The organism is Archangium lipolyticum (assembly GCF_024623785.1).
GTDB lineage: Bacteria > Myxococcota > Myxococcia > Myxococcales > Myxococcaceae > Archangium > Archangium lipolyticum.
Map to the genome: position 1 here is coordinate 54,283 of NZ_JANKBZ010000018.1, position 18,892 is coordinate 73,174.

An 18,892-nucleotide genomic window follows, 5' to 3' on the forward strand; every position below is an offset into this window, starting at 1 on the left:
CATGAGGCAGCTCTTGTCGGGAACGCCCCAACCGGCCCTGAAGGTCATCGACGGTGGTCAGAAGGATCGGCGCGCGTTCCTGCGCGAGCTGTACTCGGCATATGGCGGCAGCGTGTATGGACGTTGCCGCTACCTGTTGAAGGACGCCACCAAGGCGGAGGACGCGATGCAGGAGGTGTTCGCCCGCGCCCTCACCCACTCGAATGAGTTCCGCGCCGAGTCCTCGCCGCTGGCGTGGTTGATGAAGATCGCCACCCACCACTGCCTCAACCAGCTGCGCTCGGAGCGGGCGCCCTGGCGGCGCTGGTTCGAGCGGGACGAGCTGGCCCGCCCCGAGGGAGACCGGGGGGCGCAGGTGATGGAGACGCGGGAGCTGGTGCGCGCGCTCCTGTCCCGGGTGGACCTGGAGACACAGACGGCGGTGGTGCACTACTGGGTGGATGGAATGACGATGGAAGAGGTGGCCGCGGTGCTGGGGCGCTCGGTGCCCACGGTGCGCAAGCGGCTGGAGCAGTTCGCCACCCTGACGAACGAGGAGCTGAAGGTCCCATGAGCGCGCACCTGTCGGAGTGGACGCTGCGGCGGCTGCACGTTGGAGAGCTCCCCGAAGCGGAGTCCCAACGCGCCCGGGAGCACGTGGCCGCCTGCGCGGAGTGTCACGCGGTGCTCGCGGGCCTCGAGGCGAACCAGGCCCGGTTCGAGGCGGAAGTGCCCTTCGAGCGCTTCGCGGCCGGGGTGGAGCGCATCGTGAAGGAGGGGCCGGCGGAGAAGACAAGGCCCCGGCTCAATGGATTGCTGGTGGCGGTGGCGGCCACGGTGCTGCTGGCCGTGGCGGTGCGTCCGCTGCTGTCCGAGCCCCCCGCGGGCAACCGGCTCAAGGGAGGCGCGTCGGCGGAGCTGCGCATCGGAGGCAACGGGCCCCAGCGCGCCGTCCTGCCGGGCGACACCGAGGAGTTGCTGCCGGACGAGCAGGTCCGGCTGGGGTACGTGGCGGGGACGTACCGGTACGTGCTGGCGGTGTCGGTGGACGAGGCCGGCGTGGTGTCGTCGCTCTACCCCGAGTCGGGGCCGAGCCTTCCCGTGGAGGCGGGCGCCGGGAGGCACTGGCTGCCCGACAGCGTGGCGTTCACCCCCGGGGGTTACGAGCGCGTGGTGATGGTGCTCTCCGAGAAGCCGCTGGAGGCGGAGGCGGTGGCCGCCGAGGCGCGGCGGGCCTGGGAGGCCGCCGGGAGGAAGGTGGAGGCCATGACCTCGCTGGGCGTGGACGGCGAGGAGACGCACTGGCTGCTGCGCAAGCCATGAGACGCCTCGTGGGCTACGGCCAGGCGCTTGCCCTGGTGGTGCTGCTGCTGGCCGCGGCCGTCCGGGCGGAGACGCCGCACCGCTTCGCGCTGGTGGTGGGCAACGACGAGGGCGGCGCGGACACCCGGCCGCTGCGCTTCGCCCGGGACGACGCGCGCAAGATGCACGACCTGCTGCTGCGGCTCGGCGGCGTGGCGCGCGGCGACGCGCGGCTGCTGTTGGACCAGGACGCGGAGGACTTCCACCAGGCGCTGGCCGAGCTGGAGACGGGCGTCCGGGCGGCGCGGGCCCGGGGCGAGCGCACCGCGCTCATCGTCTACTACTCGGGCCATGCGAAGGACGGCTCGCTGCGGCTGGGGGACAGCGCGGTGGAGCTCGAGGCGCTCAAGCGCCGGCTGTCGGCGGCACCCGCGGACATCCGCATCGCCATCCTGGACTCGTGCCGCTCGGGGGCGCTCACGCGGACGAAGGGGGCCCGGCGCGCGCCGGCCTTCGCCATCGACGCGGGGGCGCCACGGGAGGCGCGGGGGCTCGTCATCCTCACCTCCAGTGCGTCGGACGAGGACTCGCAGGAGTCGGACCTGCTGCGAGCCAGCTACTTCTCCCACCACCTGGTCAGCGGGCTGATGGGAGACGCGGACCGCTCGGGCGACGGGCAGGTGACGCTCTTCGAGGCCTACTCCCATGCCTACGCCCGCACCGTGGCGGACACCGCGGACAGCAGCGCCGGGCCCCAACACCCCACCTTCAGCTACGACCTGGCCGGCAACGGCGACCTGGTGCTGACGGACCTGCGGGTACACGACGAGGGACTGCTGGTGCCCGCCACCGCGCCCGCCGGGGCCTACTACTTCGTGGATCCGCGAGGCGCCGTGGTGGCCGAGCTGGACAAGGCCGCGGACTCGGAGCGGCGCGTGGCGCTCGCCCCGGGCACGTACACGGTGAAGCGCCGGCTGCCGGACCGGCTGCGCATCGGCCTGGCGGAGGTCCGGCGCGGGCGCACCTCGGTGCTCGACGAGTCGCTGCTGCGCGACGCGCCCTTCTCGGATGACCCGGTGAAGGGCGCACCGCCTCGGGAGCGCGCGCTCCGCACGGCCTGGACGCTGGGGCTCACCGGCGGCTACCACTCCTTCTTCGATGCGCCCACGCGCGAGAACCTCTTCCTCTCCACCCCGCTGCTGGGCCTGGAGGTGGGCCTGCACCACTACTTCCGCGAGAACTGGCGCTGGGACTTCGATGTCTCGCTGGGAAGCCAGCGGGCCACCCTGGAGCTGCCCACCCTCTCGGGCCTGGACTACCGCTACTCGCTGCTGACGGTGGGCACCTCGCTGGTGGCCGAGTGGCCCCTGGGCAGGGTGTCGCCCTTCGTCGGGGCGCGGCTGTCCTATCTGGTCATGGTCCGAGACTTCGAGGACGCGAGTCTCCCGGACCAGTTCTACGCGGTGCTCACCCCGGGCCTCGTGACGGGCGTGCACTGGCGGCTCCTGGAGCGCTTCGAGCTCACCGGACGCGCCCGCGTCCATTACCTCCTCTACAACGTCGATGCGAAGCGCTCCCTGGGCTATTGGGAGCTCGGGGCGCTCCTGACGTACCGCCTCTGACAAGGAGCGCGTGATGCGGACCTGCTGGCTCCTCCTCCTGGGCTGCTTCACCGCCTCGTGTGGTGGGAACTTCTCCAACGACGACCTCGAGTTCCTCAACGCCCTGCCCACGCGCGAGGACCTGACCGCCAAGCTTCCCGGGACCGGGGAGTCCGTGAGCGAGCAAGGCCTCGGCCAGCGCACGGAGCTTCAGGCCCTGGGGAACATCTCCCAGCGCTACGTGGAAACGCGCAGGGTCTCGGACGAGTTCAACACCGGGCTGGACGGACTGCTCACCGTCCTGGAGCGCATCCGGAAGCTGCGGCCGACGACGCGCGCATCGGAGCTGCGCGTCTGGGGACCCTGGGACGACGCGGAAATCTCCGGCCACGAGCTGCGCTTCGTGATGAACCGCGAGCCCGAGCAGTTCAGGTACCTGCTCCAGCTCCGCCGCAAGGGTTCAGGCGAGGAGGGCTGGTGGAGCGCCGTGATGGGGACCTTCAAGCCGGAGGGCGGGCTGCGCAAGGGCGAGGGCACCGTGCAGCTGCTCCTCGCGGAAGCGAGGGACCACGGTTACGAAACGAAAGGGCACAGGGACCTGGATCAGCTGAACATCCTCTACCAGACGCGCGCGCTGCCCATCCGCGTGCAGATGCACTTCGTACCCTCCGAGCGCTCGCTGAAGCCCGAGTTCATCTACACATACCGTGAGATTCCCGGGGGACTGGCGGAGATGGCGTTCCTGATCCGCGACGTCGACATGATCCTCGGAGGACGGAGGGAGGACGTGGCCATCGTCAGCCGATGGACTCGCGACCAGGGGGGCGTGGGGTTCGCGTCGGTGACGGGCGGAGACCTGCCCGCGGGACGCACCGCCAACCAGGTGGAGTGCTGGGATGCCAGCTTCCGCCTCACCTACTCGAAGCGGAGCTGGGATGACTCCGAGGAGGGCAGTGCCTCGACCTGCCCGGACGTGTCCGCGCTGGAGGACTGAGGGCGCGGACGAGCCGCGCCGCTACATCTCCTCCAGTTCCTTGCCCTTCGTCTCGCGGATGAACATGAGCACGAAGATGAACGAGGCCACCGCGGCGGCGGTGTAGAGGCCGTAGGCCAGTCCCAGGCCCGCGGTCCGCAGCGCGGGGAACGTGGCGGACACGACGAAGTTGGCGATCCACTGCATGGAGCCAGCGATCGCCAGCGCATGGCCTCGGATGCGGTTGTTGAACATCTCTCCGAGCAGCACCCACACCACCGGGCCCCAGGACAGTCCGAAGCAGAAGACGTAGAGGTTGGCGGCCACCAGCGCGATGGGCCCCGCCGCCCCGTGCAGCACGGGATTGCCCGAGGGGTCCACGCCGGCCGTACCGAACACGTACGCCATCGTCCCGAGTGTCAGCGCCATGCCCACCGAGCCGATGATGAGCAGCGGCTTGCGCCCGAAGCGGTCCACCGTGGCGATGGCGATGAACGTGGTGACGATGTTGGTCACGCTGGTGATGACGGTGATGATCAGCGAGTTCCTCTCCGAGAACCCGACCGCCTGCCAGAGGACGCTCGAGTAGTAGAAGATGACGTTGATCCCCACGAACTGCTGGAACGCCGACAGGCCGATGCCAATCCAGACGATGGGGAGGAACCCGAACCGGCCCCGGAGGCTCACGGCCTTGGTGGATTGCTCGGAGGAGAGGCTCTGGCGGATCTCGATCACCTTCGCGGCCGCGGCACGCCCGATGATGGAGCGAAGCACCTCCCGCGCCTTGTCATCACGTTGCTTCGCGACCAGGTAGCGGGGGGACTCGGGAATCATGAGCGCGCCCACGCCATAGAGGATGGCGACGGGCAGCTCGGACAGGAACATCCACCGCCACGCCCCGAGCCCCAGCCAGAAGGGATTCTCGGCGGAGCCGGCCCCGGCGGCGATGCCGTAATCCACGAGCAGCGCCGAGAAGATGCCGACGACGATGGCCAGTTGTTGAAGCGAACCGAGCCGTCCCCGCAGGTGGGCCGGGGCGATCTCCGCGATGTAGGCGGGGGCGATGACGCTGGCCATGCCCACCGCGATGCCGCCCATCAGGCGCCACACGCTGAAGTCCCAGAGACTGAAGGCCAAGCCGGAGCCCAGCGCGCTCACGGTGAAGAGCACCGAGGCCACCACCATCGTCCGGATCCGTCCAAGACGATCCGCCAGGCGTCCGCCCATGAACGCCCCGAGGGCCGAGCCGAGGAGCGCCGATGACACCGAGAGGCCGATGGCAGCGTCTCCAGCCTGGAAGGTCGACGCCAGGGCGCCGACGGCACCGTTGATGACCGCCGTGTCGAAACCGAACAAGAAGCCGCCCACGGCGGCCACCGAGGCGATCAGCACGACCTTGCTCACCGAACCTTCAGCGGCTGTCTCGTGTGCCACCCCTCGAGCGGCTCTCATGTCGCGCACATCCTGCATTTCGGACGCCCCCGCAGCGTGTCCTCCTCCAACATCGGCACTCCGGGGCACCCGGGCAGCGGGCATCCGCCGCTAGAAAAGGAAGCCTGCCAGCCCCTCGCCGCGACGCGGCCACCACGGCCGGCTTCACGGGGTTGCGGTGGGCATCCTGCGTGAGGGTTCCGGAGGCCCCCGGGAAGTCCTTCGTCCGGGCGAGCGCCTCCCTGATCGCCGGGCCGGTGAGCGACTCAGCGCTCGATGGCCGCGAGCGACACCCGCCTTCTTCACCGCCACCCGGTCGAGCGGTCCTCCGTGACGTGCGATACGGATGGGCCATGACCAAGACCCATCCCCGATTCAAGGCCGCGGCCGTGCAGGCCGCTCCCGCGTTCCTGGACCTCGACGCCGGTGTGGACAAGGCGGTGCGCCTCATCGCCGAGGCCGCCGACAAGGGTGCCTCGCTCATCGCCTTTCCGGAGACGTGGCTGCCCGGCTATCCGTTCTGGATCTGGCTCGGCGCGCCCGGCTGGGGCATGCAGTTCGTGCAGCGCTATTTCGACCAATCGCTCGAGGTGGATGGTCCCCAGATGGGGCGGCTGCGCGAGGCGGCCCGGCGGCACGGCATCCACGTGGTGATGGGCTACAGCGAGCGCTCCGGGGCCAGTCTCTACATGGGCCAGGCCCTCATCGGCCCCGAGGGGCAGCTCATCGCCGCGCGGCGCAAGCTCAAGCCCACGCACGCCGAGCGCACGGTGTTCGGCGAGGGCGACGGTGGGGACCTGAAGGTGCACGCCACGGCGCTCGGGAAGCTGGGGGCGCTCAACTGCTGGGAGCACATCCAACCGCTGGTGAAGCAGGCGATGTTCAGCCAGGGCGAGCAGGTGCACGTGGCCTCCTGGCCCAGCTTCTCGCTCTACCGGGGCATGGCGTACGCGCTGGGGCCCGAGGTGAACCTCGCCGCCAGCCAGATGTACGCGGTGGAGGGGCAGTGCTTCGTCATCGGCTCGTGCGCCACGGTCTCCGAGGAGATGACGGCCCTGCTGTGCGACGCGCCGGACCGCGCGCAGATGCTGCTGGCCGGAGGCGGCTTCGCGATGATCTACGGCCCGGATGGCCGGCCGCTGTCACAGCCTCTCGATGAGCGCACCGAGGGCCTCGTGTACGCGGAGCTCGACCTGGGGCTCATCCCGCTCGCCAAGGCGGTGGCGGATCCGGCGGGGCACTACTCGCGCCCGGACGTGCTCCGGCTGATGTTCAACGACACGCCCCAGCGGCTCGTGGAGCGCTTCGACGAGGAGTCGAAAGAGGTGGAACGGGTAGCGTAGTCCCTTGGGCCCACGCCCCTTCCGCTCTAGGTTCGGGCCCAGGGAGGGGTGTGCGTGTTCTCTGGACTCGACGTACGGCTGATCGCCAGCTTCGTGGCGGCGATCACCTTCGACATCTTGATGCCGGTGGTGGTGGTGCTGTGGGTGCGGCGGAGGTTCGGCGTGGCCTGGCGGGTCATCGGCATCGGCGCGCTGGCCTTTGCCCTCTCGCAGCTCTTCACCCGGGTGCCGGCGATCCAGGTCATCCAGTACCTGTTGATGGACGAGCTGAAGGCCTCGGCCGTCCTGATGAACGTCTGGATCGCCGTGCTGAGCCTCACCGCCGGGCTCTTCGAGGAGACGGCGCGGCTCATCGCGTTCAAGTACCCGTTGAAGGACCAGCGGACGTGGAGGAACGCCATCGGCTTCGGGGCCGGGCACGGAGGGCTCGAGTCGGCGGTGCTCATCGGCGGGCTCGCCATCATCGGCCTCATCAACGTGGTGGTCCTCTCGCGGATGGACGTCTCGACGCTGCCGCTCGCGCCCGAGCAGCTCGAGCAGGTGCGTGCGGCGAAGGCGCAGATCTCCGCGATCCGATGGTGGGAGCCGCTGCTGGGTGCCTACGAGCGCGTGGGCGCGATGCTCCTCCACATCGCCATGACGGTGCTGGTGCTCCAGCGGTTCCTGCGAAACCAACGGCGCTGGTACTGGCTCGCCGTTGGAACCCACGCGCTCATGAACGGAGCGGCCGTGGTGGCGATGAAAGCGGGGGGCCCCTTCGCCGCGGAGGGCGTAGTGACCCTGTTCGCCCTCTTCAGCCTGTGGCTCATCCTGCGCTTGCGGCCGGCTCACGCGCAGCCCGTGACGCCCTGACCCTTCCCCTTGGGCTCCGGCTCCTCCTCATCGGAGGAGTCGGACTGATGGGCGGGCAGCTCGATGCGCAGGCACGCCCCGCCCTGGGGACGGTTGTAGGCGGTGAGCGTGCCGCCGAACTGCTCCACCAGCTCGCGCGAGAGGTTGAGCCCCAGGCCGGTGCCCTTGTCGGGACTCTTGGTGGTGAAGAAGGCCTCGAAGAGCCGGGACAGCACGTGCGAGGGGAAGCCGGGCCCGTTGTCCTCGACGAGCAGCACCACCCGCCCCTGCTCGCAGCGCCCCACCACCCCCACCTCGCCACGCTCCACCTTGTGCGACTCCAGCGCGTCCCCGGCGTTGACCAGCAGGTTGAGCACCACCTGCACCAGCCGCTGCCGCACGACGAAGATCTCCGGCAGATCCAGGGGCACGTCCACCCGCCGCAACGGCACGTGCTTGAGCCGCAGCGAGGCCAGCTTCATGGCATCGGCCACCACATCCGCCAGGCGGCACTCGGTCGGCTCGTTGGCGTCCATGCGCGCGAAGCCCCTCAGGTCCGCGACGACCTGGCGGATGTGCTGGATGCCCACGCGTGTCTCCGCGAGCACCTCGGCCAGCTCCTCGCGGGAGGACTCCCCCTGGTTGGCCAGCAGCTCCTTGCGCACGAAGTCGACGTTGGAGCCCACGTAGGCCAGGGGGTTGTTGATCTCATGCGCCACGCCCGACGCCAGCCGGCCCACGATGGCCAGCTTCTCCGACTGGGCCCGGCGGTGCTCGCTGAGGGCCAGCGCCTCCAGTGACTCGCGGCGCGCGCGCTCGAGCCGGGCCTGATGCTCCGCCTGCTGGACCTTGAGCGTCTGCTGGGAGAAGTACACCGCGAGCAGGGTCATCCCCAGCATCATGAACATCCACGTCAGCGCCTCGATGGTGGACGGCTCCCCCCAGCTCCGCAGGAGCATCAGGGTTCCCACGCAGCACACCGTGCCGCTCACGAGCGTCGCCCGCCTGCGCCGGTGGTGCACCAGGGCGGTGGCCAGCGGCTGGGTGGACACCATGACGAAGTAGGGGCTCCCCACGCCTCCCATCGCCTGGCAGATCCCCAGGACACACACGCTGGAGATCAGCGCGTTCAGATCCGTGAGCGGGCCCAGCCAGGAGTCGGAGCCCCTCCGGATGAGGATCGGGTAGGCCATGATGTTCAGGGCCCACACCGCGCGCAGTCCCAGGACCCAGGCGCTGAAGCGGTCCAGGAAGAGCGTATCCACCGCGAAGAAGCCGAGGATGATCCCGCAGAGCAGCCCGACCGTCCGGGAGCTCCACACACCCTGCCGCCAATTCACCTCGGACGAGGCTGGCTCGAGTTCAGGGACGGCACGCATCGAAGAAGTCACACGAGAAGAAGGAGCGGAGCATCATCCACTGGAAAGCCATTGAACTCCGGAAAAGTTAGCACACGGGCGTCCTTCCTCCGGTCCCACTTCCCCCGCTCGGCTGGCGGCTCCATCCTTCCTTGACTCGGTGGGGGTCACTCTTTAGGTTGACTCCCTTCTCCATCCGTACCCAGCGAAGGACTTCCGCACCATGGCTCGCGTTACAGTCGAAGACTGCCTCCCCCTGGTCGACAACCGCTTCGCGCTCGTGCTGCTGGCGGCCAAGCGTGCCCGCCAGCTCATGGCCGGTGCCCGCCCCATCATCGACACCTCCAAGAACAAGCCGCCCGTGCTCTCCCTGCGCGAGGTGGCCACCGGCCGGGTGAAGTTCGACCGCGACGTGCGCGAGGCCCTCACCGGCAAGTACACCCAGGGCGAGAAGCCCCAGCAGGACGGCAGCATCTAGTCCCCGGTGCCCTCCGGGCGCACCCCGGAGAGGACGAGACTGGCCCCCGCGCGCAGCAGCATCCTCGCCGCGCGCGCGGCGATGGCCTTCTCGCCCTTGTAGCCCAGCAGGGCCGCCACCCGCGCCAGTGGCACCCAGCGCGTCTCATCCACCTCCACCCGGTGTCCCGCGTGCTGGATGTCTCCCAGGACGCCCGACTGGTAGCGGAACAGGTAGAAGTGGACGCGCTTGAAGATGCGCTGGCCGCGGAACTGGTAGACGTAGCGGATCTCCCCCAACGGCGCGACGAGCGAGGCCCTCAGGCCCGTCTCCTCCCACACCTCGCGGGCCGCCGTCTGCTCGGGCGTCTCCCCTGGGTCCACATGACCCTTGGGAAGCGCCCAGAGGGAGCGGCCGTGGGGCCGGATGACGGCCACCTCCAGTTCGCTCCCCAGGTCTCGCACGACGACTCCTCCGGCGGACGCCTCACGGGGCATATGCCAGGAAGGTAACCGATGCCCGGGCGCCGCGTTCAGGAGACTTGCGCGAAGTGCCGCAGCTTGGCTTCTGCGCCCAACCGGTACGCGTAACGCAGGTCCGACAGCAGCCGCTCCAGCCGCCGCCCCATCACGTGCCCCATCAGCCGGGAGCAGAAGTTGCGAGACAGCCGGTTGGCCTGCTGGTAGCGCCAGCGCTCCGCCTCGGACAGCGCCTCCCGGTAGGACACCCGGTCGAACAGCCTCCGCAGCAGCTCCTCCGCCCAGCCCCCCACCCCCTCCCCCCACCGGTGCATCAGGCACAGGGCGAACTTGTCCACCTCCGCCTGGGCCTCCAGCTCCAGCAGCGAGACGGTACGCCCATGTGTGGCCGTGTGCGCCACATAGACGAAGTGGGACACGCCCTCGGCGAGCTGGCAGAAGCCGTCCAGCTCGAGCTCCAGCAACGAGTGGAGGGGGCCGGTTTCGTAGGGCTTCAGGCGGTGCAGCAGCGCGGGAGCGAGGTAGAGGGCGAGCTCCAGCTCCCCATCTCCCTCGTGCACCAGCAGCTCCTCCTCCGCCCGTCCGGTGGCGCCGAGTTGCACGGCGGCTTCCGTGTCCACCACGAAGCCCTCCGCGCGCGCGGCGCAGGTAATCCCATAGATGGCTTCCAGGTGCGCCTGCACACGATCGACCATCCACCACCTCCGGGATTCAGTTGGGCAGACCCTTGGGCACCACCATCCCGGCATCCACCAGCACCTTCTCCAGCCGGTCGTTGCCCGTGCGCACCCAGGACTCGTACACCTTGAGGGCGCCCGAAGGGCCATTGCTCACCAGCCCGCGCGCGGCGATCTCCTCCAGCACGTCCACCAGCGCGCGGAACCGGGCGCTCAGCTCCCGGTACACGGCGGCGAAGCCCGCGGCGGGAGCCAGCTCCGCCACCTGTCCGTACGCCGCCCCGCCCATCTGGATGTAGTAGTCCTGCCCCACCGGCCCCTCGCGCAGCGCGCCCGAGAAGAAGCCGGCCTGGTAGAGCGACACGTCCCCCAGCCGCCGCAGCGTGCGGATGCGCTCGTCGCGCTGCTGCTGGAGGGCGCGGTGGTAGAGCATCGCCAGCGGCTCCTGCTCCTTGCGCCCGTCCTCCCCCTTGCTGAACAGGTTGTCGGACGTGGCGAACTCCGCCAGCAGGTTCACCAGGTAGAACTCGGTCGTCTCCGCAACCGCCACCCGCTGCCGCCGGATGACCTCTTCCAACAGTGTCTTGAAGAACTCCTTCAACGATGGGGCTGTCACCAGTTGACTCATGGGTTCTCGACCTCCTCCCGGTTCCCCGGGATTGCGAGCCGGGGAACGACACTGAAAAAGCTACCAACGGCCCCCCCCGCCTCGCAAAGAGACCTTCAATCATTCCAGCCACTTACGCTGGCACTCACCCCCATCGACTGCCAGAACCGGGGCGCGTGAGCCCAGCGGCCGGTGGAGCGTCTCCCAGATGACAGAGTGGAAAACCCGAATTGTGACGGGGACTTGGCGGGAGCCAGCCCTCCGGTCCAGGCGTGCTTGACGGGTCGACTTCGCTGGTTATTATCCCGCGCGCTTGCCAGTTAGCACTCGCGTAGTGCGAGTGCTAACGGCCCGGGCCAGACGGCCCTTATTCCAACCCCCACGGCACTCCGGACCCCTGGAGTGCTCATCGGAAGGAGACAACCGTGAAGATTCGTCCCCTGCAGGATCGTCTGATCGTCAAGCGCGTTGCCGAGGAGAACAAGACCAAGGGCGGTCTGTTCATCCCCGACACCGCCAAGGAGAAGCCCCTCGAGGGCAAGGTGCTCGCGGTCGGCAACGGCAAGGTGCTCGAGGACGGCAAGGTCCGCCCGCTCGACATCAAGGCCGGCGACACCATCCTGTTCAGCAAGTACGCGGGCACCGAGATCAAGATCGACGGCGAGGAGCACCTCATTCTCCGTGAGGAGGATGTGCTCGGCGTGATCGAGAAGTAATCCCCACCCGCTCCTCCTCTCTACCCAAAGGAATCCATCAACATGGCGAAGGACATTCTTTTCGACGTTCGTGCGCGCGAGGCCATCCTGCGCGGCGTGAACATCCTGGCCGACGCGGTGAAGGTCACCCTGGGCCCCAAGGGCCGCAACGTGGTGATCGAGAAGTCGTTCGGCTCGCCCACGATCACCAAGGACGGCGTGACCGTCGCCAAGGAGATCGAGCTCGAGAACAAGTTCGAGAACATGGGCGCGCAGATGGTGAAGGAGGTCGCCTCCAAGACCTCCGACGTGGCCGGTGACGGCACCACCACGGCGACCGTGCTGGCCCAGGCCATCTTCCGCGAGGGCGCCAAGCTGGTGGCCGCCGGTCACAACCCGATGGACATCAAGCGCGGCATCGACAAGGCCGTGGCCGCCATCGTGGCCGAGCTGAAGACGCTGGCCAAGCCGACCAAGGACAAGAAGGAGATCGCCCAGGTCGGTACCATCTCCGCCAACGGCGACACCACCATCGGGCAGATCATCGCCGACGCGATGGAGAAGGTCGGCAAGGAGGGCGTCATCACGGTGGAGGAGGCCAAGGGTCTCGACACCACCCTGGACGTGGTCGAGGGCATGCAGTTCGACCGCGGCTACCTCTCCCCGTACTTCGTGACGGATCCGGAGCGCATGGAGGTCGTCCTCAACGACGCTCTCATCCTCATCAACGAGAAGAAGATCTCCTCGATGAAGGACATGCTCCCCATCCTCGAGCAGGTGGCGCGCTCCGGCAAGCCGCTGCTGATCATCGCCGAGGACATCGAGGGCGAGGCCCTGGCCACCCTGGTGGTCAACAAGATCCGCGGCGTGCTGAACGTGGCCGCCGTGAAGGCCCCGGGCTTCGGTGACCGCCGCAAGGCCATGCTCGAGGACATCGCCACCCTGACGGGCGGCCGGATGATCGCCGAGGACCTCGGCATCAAGATGGAGACGCTGACCCTCAACGACCTGGGCCGCGCCAAGCGCATCACCATCGACAAGGACAACACCACCATCGTCGACGGTGCCGGTGCGCAGAAGGACATCGAGGCGCGCGTGAAGCAGATCCGCGCCCAGATCGAGGAGACCACCAGCGACTACGACCGCGAGAAGCTCCAGGAGCGTCTGGCGAAGCTGGTGGGCGGCGTGGCCGTCATCAACGTGGGCGCCGCGACCGAGACCGAGATGAAGGAGAAGAAGGCTCGCGTCGAGGACGCCCTCAACGCGACCCGCGCCGCCGTGGAGGAGGGCGTGGTGCCTGGCGGTGGCGTGGCCCTGCTGCGCTGCTCCAAGGCGCTGGACACCCTCAAGGTCGACGCCGGTGAGAAGTTCGGCGTGGACATCATCCGCCGCTCCGTCGAGGAGCCGCTGCGTCAGATCGTCGCCAACGGCGGTCTCGAGGGCAGCGTCATCGTCAACAAGGTCAAGGAGGGCACTGGCTCGTTCGGCTTCAACGCCGCCACCAGCACCTACGAGGACCTGCTGGCCGCGGGCGTGATCGACCCCGCCAAGGTGAGCCGCACCGCGCTGCAGAACGCGGCCTCCGTTGCCTCCCTGATGCTCACCACCGAGGCCATGGTGGCGGATCGTCCGAAGGAGGAGAAGGAGGGCGCTGGCGCCGGCGGTGGCATGGGCGGCATGGGTGGTATGGGCGGCATGGGCGGCATGGGCATGTAGTCCCCGCCCCAGGCTCCGGAGCGCGGTTCGTCCCGCGCTCCGAGGTCTCTCGGACGGCCTCCGGTTCCCTCGTGGAGCCGGGGGCCGTTCGCGTTTCGGACGTCCCCGGGCACCAACCGAGGTACCAACCAGGTGGCGTGGCGTTCCCCGCCCTCTTAGTTTGGAGGGAGACACGAGGAGGACACACGCTTGAAGCCCGTGAAAATCTACACCACGACCTATTGCGGTTACTGCGTCCGGGCGAAGGATCTGCTCACCCGCAAGGGCGTGAAGTACGAGGAGCTGGACGTCACCGGCGATGACGAGATGCGCGCGAAGCTGGTGGAGATGAGTGGCCAGCGGACCGTGCCGCAGATCTGGATTGGCGACACCCACGTGGGTGGCTACTCGGACCTCGCCCGCCTGGACAGCGAGGGACGGCTCGATCCCATGCTCCAGGCCTGAGCCGCCCGGAAGCAGGCGGCCGGCCGTCAATGGGCACCCACCTCCGTCCGTGTGCAGGTTGCCGGGAGCAATCTTCACGCACGACGGAGGTGGACGATGGCTGAGGCAGGGGAACAGGTCACGGGCACGAAGGACGAGAACTACGACGTCATCAGCGTGCTCTATCACTGTCTCCAGGGAGCCTCGGAGGTCGGCCAGTACATCCAGGACGCCGAGAGGAACGGCGACCAGGAGCTGGTGGACTTCTTCCGTGACTACCAGGAGGCGCAGCGCGATCTGGCCGAGCGCGCCAAGAACCTGCTGGGCGCCCGGCTGATTCGGACCGAGGGCGTCCAGGCCGGGAGCCTCCAGAAGAGCGGTGGCGCCAGCAAGAAGGCGATGCAGGCCCAGCAGGGCGGCTCGCCCGGAGCCCAGACGAATGCCCAGGTGAAGTCCGGCGGCCGGCCGAACGATGACATCGTGGACGAGGAGTCCAAGGAGTCCTTCCCGGCCAGCGACTCTCCCGCCAGGTACTAGCGGGCTCGGAAGTAGATGCGCGCGAGGGGCTGGATTGCCGGAGAGGGAGTCGTCTTCACTCCCAGTCCGTGGCTGGTGCGAATCGCCCCTCGCGTGCGCCGTCCTGATCTCACACCCAACGCACCATTCCACCGGCACTGAGGAGGGGCCGAGCTGCCTGGACACTTGTCCGCGTGCGCTTCTCCCCTACCCTCGACTCTCCGTCACTAAGGCTTGCCCAGGAGTGAGAGGCCCCATAAACAGGCAACTCCCGCGACCCGGGCGGAGTTTCGCTCCGTCCGCAGCGGGTTGGGAGGAGCAACGCCGATGAGCGACGACAGGCCGGAGGTCACCCAGACCGTGCAGACGGGTCCCGAGGGACGGTCGACACGGATCCAGGTGCGTGAGTGGACGGTGGAGGTGGTGGCCGGCCCGGACAAGGGGAAGAAGGCCACCACGCAGGACGCGCTGCTGCGCGTGGGCTCGGATCCGGCGACGGATCTGGTGCTCAGCGATCAGACGGTGAGCCGGCGGCACATCGAGCTGGAGCGCACGTCGAAGGGCATCCTCCTGCGCGACCTGGGCAGCCGCAACGGAACCTTCCTGGACGGGCACCAGGTGATGCAGGTGTTGCTGCAGCCGGGCGACAAGGTGGTGCTGGGCAAGACGAAGCTGGCCATCAAGCAGGAGGCCCGCGCCACCGAGGTGGAGGTGATGGGTGGGGCGGACGCCTTCGGCGGACTGGTGGCCACCTCGGAGATGATGCGGGTCGTCTTCTCGCAGCTGCGCAGCATCGCGCGCGAGGACATGAACCTGCTGGTGGAGGGCGAGACGGGCACCGGCAAGGAGCTGGCGGCGCGCGCGGTGCACGAGCACTCGCGCCGGCGGCACGGCCCCTTCAAGGTGGTGGACTGCAACCTCATCACCGAGGAGAAGGCCGAGCGCGAGCTGTTCGGCGGCCTGCGCTCCGGAGGCGAGGAGGACGACAAGGGCACCAAGGGCGTCTTCGAGGCGGCCCAGGGTGGCACCCTGTTCCTGGACGAGGTGGGCGAGCTGCCGCTGTCGCTGCAGCCCAAGCTGCTGCGCGTGCTGGAGTCGCGCGAGGTGCCCTCGCTGGACGGAGCGCCGGTGCCGGTGGACGTGCGCGTCATCGCCTCCACGCACCGCAACCTCGAGGAGGACGTGCGCCAGGGCCGCTTCCGGGCGGACCTCTACTACCGGCTGGCGGTGGCGCGCGTGCGTCTGCCCCCGCTGCGCACCCGGCGCGAGGACATCCCCGTGCTGGCCCAGTCCCTGCTGCGCGGCCTCAAGTCCTCCTTCGAACTCACCCCCCAGACGATCGCCCTCTTCGAGGGCTATGACTGGCCCGGCAACGTGCGCGAGCTGCGCAACGTGCTGGAGCGCGGTGCCCTCATGCAGGAGACGGGCAACGTCAGCTGGCTGGACTTCATGGCCCAGCCCCAGCGCAAGGTGGAGGGTGGAGAGCAGCCCACCACCAGCGTGGCCGCGCTGGTGACGGGCATGCCCTACCACGAGGCCAAGGACCGGGTGGTGGCGGACTTCGAGCGCCTCTACTTCGCCGAGGTCATGCGCCAGTCCAACTTCGACATGAAGACGGCCGAGCAGCACACCGGCCTGTCCATGCAGAGCCTCTACCGTCTGCTCAAGAAGAACGGTCTGCGCCTGAAGGATCTCAAGAACGCCGAGGGCCTTGATAAATGAGGCCCCCGCCGTTCCAATCCCAAGGGAGATCCCCGACATGATGCGCCGTATCGCCATCGCCTCCGTCCTCCTCGCGGCCGGGTGCGCCAGCCAGCAGCAGGCCCAGAAGGGCTCGACGACCACCGAAGAGCGGATGCGCATCACCAACCAGCATCCGTTCGACGTGAGCGTCTGCCAGCCCCGCTCCCTCTCCCTGCCCCAGCCGCTCAACCAGAACATCCTCCTGGGCGCCATCAGCGCCGCGCGCCCGGAGGTGATGGAGTGCCTCGTGGACCCCAAGTCCCGCGGCACCGCCGAGACCACCCAGGTGGTGGTGAAGACCTCCGTCACGGACCAGGGCGGCACCCACGCCATCTCCGGTGAGAACCTCACCGCCGAGGGCCAGGCGTGCATCCAGAAGGCCTTGGACACGCGCGTGCCGCTCACCGCCCTGCCCGCGGGCGCCCAGCCGGTCCAGTCCGAGAGCTCCTTCATCCACGAGCTGAACAACAGCCCCGCCGTGAAGCTCGGCCTCAACCCGGGCTCGGACTTCTCCGGCGCCGTGCGGCTCGGTCAGCCCACCTGGTGTGACTGCTACGCGGGCTTCACCAGCAAGATTCCCCCCCTCCTCAAGGCCAACGTGGACCTGAAGAAGGGCATGGCCACCGCCGCGGACATCACCTTCGACCCGGTGGGCACCCCCGAGGGCGACCAGCTCGCCGCCTGCCTCAAGGGCAAGATGGTGGCCCTGCCGGCGAAGCTGGAGGCGGAGCAGCTGAAGTTCTCCTACCGCTTCGTCCACCTCAACTCGCAGGCCCCCGAGCTCGCCGCGGACCTGCCGCCCGAGCAGCGCTTCTTCCAGCTCGAGCTGGTGCGCAACCAGCGCACCGCCGACGCCGCCATCGCCTTCGGCACCCGCTCCAACGCCGCCGAGGTCTATGACGCCATCGTCTCCAAGTACCAGAAGACCAAGGACTGGAAGCTGGTCGACGAGCTGAAGGCCAGGTGCGCCGTGCTCGTGGAGGCCACCCAGTCCATGGTGAACGCCATCGACGCCCAGCTCAAGGTGGACCAGAGCTCCCTGGCCATCGCCCAGGAGCTCAAGGCCAAGGACGAGTCCTGGGCCGACGTCGAGACCAAGCTGCAGGTGATCATCAACGCCACGCAGCAGGACCTGAACAACGCCCAGAAGCGCCTGGCGGACGACAAGTCCATCTGCCCCAAGGAGCGCAAGTAGCGCGCACTCCCGGGCGACACTCCCGTGTCGACGAAGGCGTGGGATCCGGCCCGGGTCCCACGCCTCTTCGTTTTCGAAGACCCGGGGATCTCAAGAACGCGGCGGACTTGATAAACGAGGTTCCGCTGTCCCAACCTCAAGGGAGATCCCCCACATGATGCGCCGTATCGCCATCGCATCCCTCGCCCTCGCGACCGGCTGTGCCACCATGCAGGACGCACAGACGGGCAGCAGCCAGGATCGGATGCGCATCGCCAATCAGTTCCCGTTCGACACGGCCGTGTGCCAGTCCCAGGCACTTGCCCTGCCCCAGCCCCTCAACCCGAACACCCTCGTGGGAGCGCTCTTCTCCTCCCAGCCCGAGGTGATGGAGTGCCTCGTGGACCCCAAGTCCCGGGGCGAGGCGAAGGCCACCAAGGTGATCGTGAAGGACACCATCACCGACCAGGGCGGCACCCACGCCATCTCCGGTGAGAACCTCACCGCCGAGGGCCAGGCGTGCATCCAGAAGGCCCTGAACACGCGCGTGCCGCTCACCGCCCTGCCCGCGGGCGCCCAGCCGGTGGAGTACCAGACCGAGTTCACCCACGATCAGGACACCGGCATCAGCGTGAAGTTCGGCCTCAACTCGGGCTCGGACTACTCGGGCGGCGTGCGGCTCGGCCAGGCCTCCTGGTGCGACTGCTACGCGGGCTTCGCCAACAAGGTTCCGCCCACCCTCCAGGCCGCCGTGCACCTGCGCCGCATCAAGTCCGCCCAGGAACAGGCCCTCGGAGAGGCGCGCGTGCTTCCGATTCCCGCTGGACAGCGAGGGGATGCGCGCGAGGCCCGGAAGGCCGCCGAGGAGATCGAGAAGTCGTTGCCCGTCGCCGTCGACATCACCTTCGACCCGGCGGGTACTCCCGAGGGTGACCAGCTCGCCGCCTGCCTCAAGGAGAAGATGATGACCGTCCCGATGAAGCTGGAGACGGATCAGCTCAAGTTCACCTACCGCTTCGCCCACCTCAACTCGCGCGCCACCGAGCCCGCCTCTCACCTGGCCCCCGAGATGCGCTTCTTCCAGATGGATCTGATGCGCGGCCAGCGCTCCGCCGATGCCGCCATCGCCATCGGCGGTCGTGACGCCGCCGCCGCCGCCTATGACGCCGTGGTGACCCAGTACCAGACCGCCTCCAAGCGCAAGCAGCTCGATCTGCTGTCGGAGCTGAGCAACAAGTGCGGTGCGCTCGTCACCGCTTCGCAGAAGATCGTCGACGCCATCTCCGCCCAGCTCCAGGTGGACCAGCAGACCCTGACCCTCACCCAGGAGCTCAAGGCCAAGGACCCGAGCTTCGCGGAGATCGAAACCCGTCTCCAGGAGGCCGTCGGCGCCACCCAGCAGGACCTCGACAACTCCAAGAAGCGCCTCGAGGACGACAAGAAGATCTGCGAGAAGCTCAAGTAGCCGCTCACCGGTGAGCCCGGAATGACGAAGGCGCGGGACCCGAACCTGGGTTCCGCGCCTTTTTTTCTCGAGGGGTCCAACCCGGGGGCTGGATATACCCTCACCCCGTCCCTCTCCCAGGG

The 18,892-nt window shown here is 68.6% G+C and carries 19 protein-coding genes; 14 read left to right on the plus strand and 5 right to left on the minus strand.

Translation table 11 applies throughout. The features are described 5' to 3' along the window. Positions 1-13 precede the first annotated feature (13 nt). From NR810_RS31640 to NR810_RS31655, 4 genes are read left to right on the plus strand one after another with little or no spacing between them, the layout of a single operon-like run. On the plus strand, positions 14-553 hold the full coding sequence (locus NR810_RS31640; RefSeq protein ID WP_257458144.1) for an RNA polymerase sigma factor: 540 nt from the start codon (positions 14-16) through the stop codon (positions 551-553). After that, complete coding sequence (locus NR810_RS31645) at positions 550-1,302, plus strand: ACP synthase (RefSeq protein WP_257458145.1); 753 nt, start codon at positions 550-552, stop codon at positions 1,300-1,302. Before NR810_RS31640 ends, NR810_RS31645 begins: the two co-directional genes overlap by 4 nt. Next, positions 1,299-2,903 carry a caspase family protein gene (locus NR810_RS31650; RefSeq protein WP_257458146.1) on the plus strand — a complete coding sequence of 535 codons (1,605 nt, stop codon included), beginning with the start codon at positions 1,299-1,301 and terminating at the stop codon, positions 2,901-2,903. The genes NR810_RS31645 and NR810_RS31650 overlap by 4 nt, the downstream gene beginning before the upstream one ends. Before the next feature lie 13 nt (positions 2,904-2,916). Then, the gene (locus NR810_RS31655; protein ID WP_257458147.1) at positions 2,917-3,876 is read left to right on the plus strand and encodes a hypothetical protein; all 960 of its coding nucleotides are present in this window, start codon (positions 2,917-2,919) and stop codon (positions 3,874-3,876) included. A gap of 21 nt (positions 3,877-3,897) precedes the next feature. On the opposite strand, the gene NR810_RS31660 is transcribed toward NR810_RS31655, so the two are convergent. Then, positions 3,898-5,325, minus strand: coding sequence for a sugar porter family MFS transporter (locus NR810_RS31660; RefSeq protein WP_407653859.1), 1,428 nt, complete (start codon positions 5,323-5,325; stop codon positions 3,898-3,900). A gap of 314 nt (positions 5,326-5,639) precedes the next feature. Between NR810_RS31660 and NR810_RS31670 the strand changes: the two genes are divergently transcribed. Together NR810_RS31670 and NR810_RS31675 are read left to right on the plus strand one after the other, a co-directional pair. Further along, on the plus strand, positions 5,640-6,629 hold the full coding sequence (locus NR810_RS31670) for a carbon-nitrogen hydrolase family protein (RefSeq protein WP_257458149.1): 990 nt from the start codon (positions 5,640-5,642) through the stop codon (positions 6,627-6,629). A gap of 54 nt (positions 6,630-6,683) precedes the next feature. Beyond that, on the plus strand, positions 6,684-7,481 hold the full coding sequence (locus tag NR810_RS31675; protein WP_257458150.1) for a YhfC family intramembrane metalloprotease: 798 nt from the start codon (positions 6,684-6,686) through the stop codon (positions 7,479-7,481). Here the strand turns inward: NR810_RS31675 and NR810_RS31680 are convergent. Next, a complete protein-coding gene (locus NR810_RS31680; protein WP_257458151.1) occupies positions 7,457-8,782 on the minus strand; it encodes a sensor histidine kinase in 1,326 nt (441 codons plus the stop codon). The genes NR810_RS31675 and NR810_RS31680 overlap by 25 nt on opposite strands. Positions 8,783-9,041: 259 nt before the next feature. Between NR810_RS31680 and rpoZ the strand changes: the two genes are divergently transcribed. After that, on the plus strand, positions 9,042-9,296 hold the full coding sequence (rpoZ, locus tag NR810_RS31685; protein WP_257458152.1) for a DNA-directed RNA polymerase subunit omega: 255 nt from the start codon (positions 9,042-9,044) through the stop codon (positions 9,294-9,296). Here rpoZ and NR810_RS31690 read toward each other — a convergent pair. Genes NR810_RS31690 through NR810_RS31700 form a run of 3 tightly spaced genes read right to left on the minus strand, consistent with a single transcriptional unit; the run spans position 9,293 to position 11,059 of the window. Further along, positions 9,293-9,772, minus strand: a complete 480-nt coding sequence (locus NR810_RS31690) for an NUDIX hydrolase (protein ID WP_257458153.1) — start codon at positions 9,770-9,772, stop codon at positions 9,293-9,295. The genes rpoZ and NR810_RS31690 overlap by 4 nt on opposite strands. Positions 9,773-9,807: 35 nt before the next feature. Beyond that, complete coding sequence (locus NR810_RS31695) at positions 9,808-10,449, minus strand: hypothetical protein (protein WP_257458154.1); 642 nt, start codon at positions 10,447-10,449, stop codon at positions 9,808-9,810. A 16-nt stretch (positions 10,450-10,465) separates the two neighbouring features. After that, entirely contained in the window at positions 10,466-11,059 is a 594-nt protein-coding gene (locus NR810_RS31700) for a hypothetical protein (protein WP_257458155.1), read from the minus strand. A gap of 404 nt (positions 11,060-11,463) precedes the next feature. On the opposite strand from NR810_RS31700, the gene groES reads away from it, so the two are divergent. The 7 genes from groES to NR810_RS31735 all read left to right on the plus strand — a co-directional run bounded on the left by groES (position 11,464) and on the right by NR810_RS31735 (position 18,770). Beyond that, complete coding sequence (groES, locus tag NR810_RS31705) at positions 11,464-11,754, plus strand: co-chaperone GroES (protein ID WP_204227264.1); 291 nt, start codon at positions 11,464-11,466, stop codon at positions 11,752-11,754. Between the two features lie 42 nt (positions 11,755-11,796). After that, the gene (gene groL, locus NR810_RS31710; RefSeq protein ID WP_257458156.1) at positions 11,797-13,449 is read left to right on the plus strand and encodes a chaperonin GroEL; all 1,653 of its coding nucleotides are present in this window, start codon (positions 11,797-11,799) and stop codon (positions 13,447-13,449) included. 189 nt (positions 13,450-13,638) lie between these two features. Then, positions 13,639-13,893: a glutaredoxin 3 gene (grxC, locus tag NR810_RS31715; RefSeq protein ID WP_204227262.1), complete on the plus strand. Its 255-nt coding sequence runs from the start codon at positions 13,639-13,641 to the stop codon at positions 13,891-13,893. A 96-nt stretch (positions 13,894-13,989) separates the two neighbouring features. Then, positions 13,990-14,409, plus strand: a complete 420-nt coding sequence (locus NR810_RS31720; protein WP_257458157.1) for a hypothetical protein — start codon at positions 13,990-13,992, stop codon at positions 14,407-14,409. 306 nt (positions 14,410-14,715) lie between these two features. Then, positions 14,716-16,110, plus strand: a complete 1,395-nt coding sequence (locus NR810_RS31725) for a sigma 54-interacting transcriptional regulator (protein ID WP_257458158.1) — start codon at positions 14,716-14,718, stop codon at positions 16,108-16,110. Positions 16,111-16,147: 37 nt separating this feature from the next. Further along, the gene (locus NR810_RS31730) at positions 16,148-17,326 is read left to right on the plus strand and encodes a hypothetical protein (RefSeq protein WP_257458159.1); all 1,179 of its coding nucleotides are present in this window, start codon (positions 16,148-16,150) and stop codon (positions 17,324-17,326) included. Positions 17,327-17,480: 154 nt separating this feature from the next. Continuing rightward, the gene (locus NR810_RS31735; protein ID WP_257458160.1) at positions 17,481-18,770 is read left to right on the plus strand and encodes a hypothetical protein; all 1,290 of its coding nucleotides are present in this window, start codon (positions 17,481-17,483) and stop codon (positions 18,768-18,770) included. Positions 18,771-18,892: the final 122 nt, after the last annotated feature.

Excerpts from the sequence above, each read along its gene's own strand:
- NR810_RS31645 (WP_257458145.1), top strand. The coding sequence starts at position 550 with ATGAGCGCGCACCTGTCGGAGTGGACGCTGCGGCGGCTGCACGTTGGA.
- NR810_RS31650 (WP_257458146.1), top strand. The coding sequence starts at position 1,299 with ATGAGACGCCTCGTGGGCTACGGCCAGGCGCTTGCCCTGGTGGTGCTG.
- NR810_RS31655 (WP_257458147.1), top strand. The coding sequence starts at position 2,917 with ATGCGGACCTGCTGGCTCCTCCTCCTGGGCTGCTTCACCGCCTCGTGT.
- NR810_RS31660 (WP_407653859.1), bottom strand. The coding sequence starts at position 5,325 with ATGCAGGATGTGCGCGACATGAGAGCCGCTCGAGGGGTGGCACACGAG.
- NR810_RS31670 (WP_257458149.1), top strand. The coding sequence starts at position 5,640 with ATGACCAAGACCCATCCCCGATTCAAGGCCGCGGCCGTGCAGGCCGCT.
- rpoZ (WP_257458152.1), top strand. The coding sequence starts at position 9,042 with ATGGCTCGCGTTACAGTCGAAGACTGCCTCCCCCTGGTCGACAACCGC.
- NR810_RS31690 (WP_257458153.1), bottom strand. The coding sequence starts at position 9,772 with ATGCCCCGTGAGGCGTCCGCCGGAGGAGTCGTCGTGCGAGACCTGGGG.
- NR810_RS31695 (WP_257458154.1), bottom strand. The coding sequence starts at position 10,449 with ATGGTCGATCGTGTGCAGGCGCACCTGGAAGCCATCTATGGGATTACC.
- NR810_RS31700 (WP_257458155.1), bottom strand. The coding sequence starts at position 11,059 with ATGAGTCAACTGGTGACAGCCCCATCGTTGAAGGAGTTCTTCAAGACA.
- groL (WP_257458156.1), top strand. The coding sequence starts at position 11,797 with ATGGCGAAGGACATTCTTTTCGACGTTCGTGCGCGCGAGGCCATCCTG.
- NR810_RS31720 (WP_257458157.1), top strand. The coding sequence starts at position 13,990 with ATGGCTGAGGCAGGGGAACAGGTCACGGGCACGAAGGACGAGAACTAC.
- NR810_RS31725 (WP_257458158.1), top strand. The coding sequence starts at position 14,716 with ATGAGCGACGACAGGCCGGAGGTCACCCAGACCGTGCAGACGGGTCCC.
- NR810_RS31730 (WP_257458159.1), top strand. The coding sequence starts at position 16,148 with ATGATGCGCCGTATCGCCATCGCCTCCGTCCTCCTCGCGGCCGGGTGC.
- NR810_RS31735 (WP_257458160.1), top strand. The coding sequence starts at position 17,481 with ATGATGCGCCGTATCGCCATCGCATCCCTCGCCCTCGCGACCGGCTGT.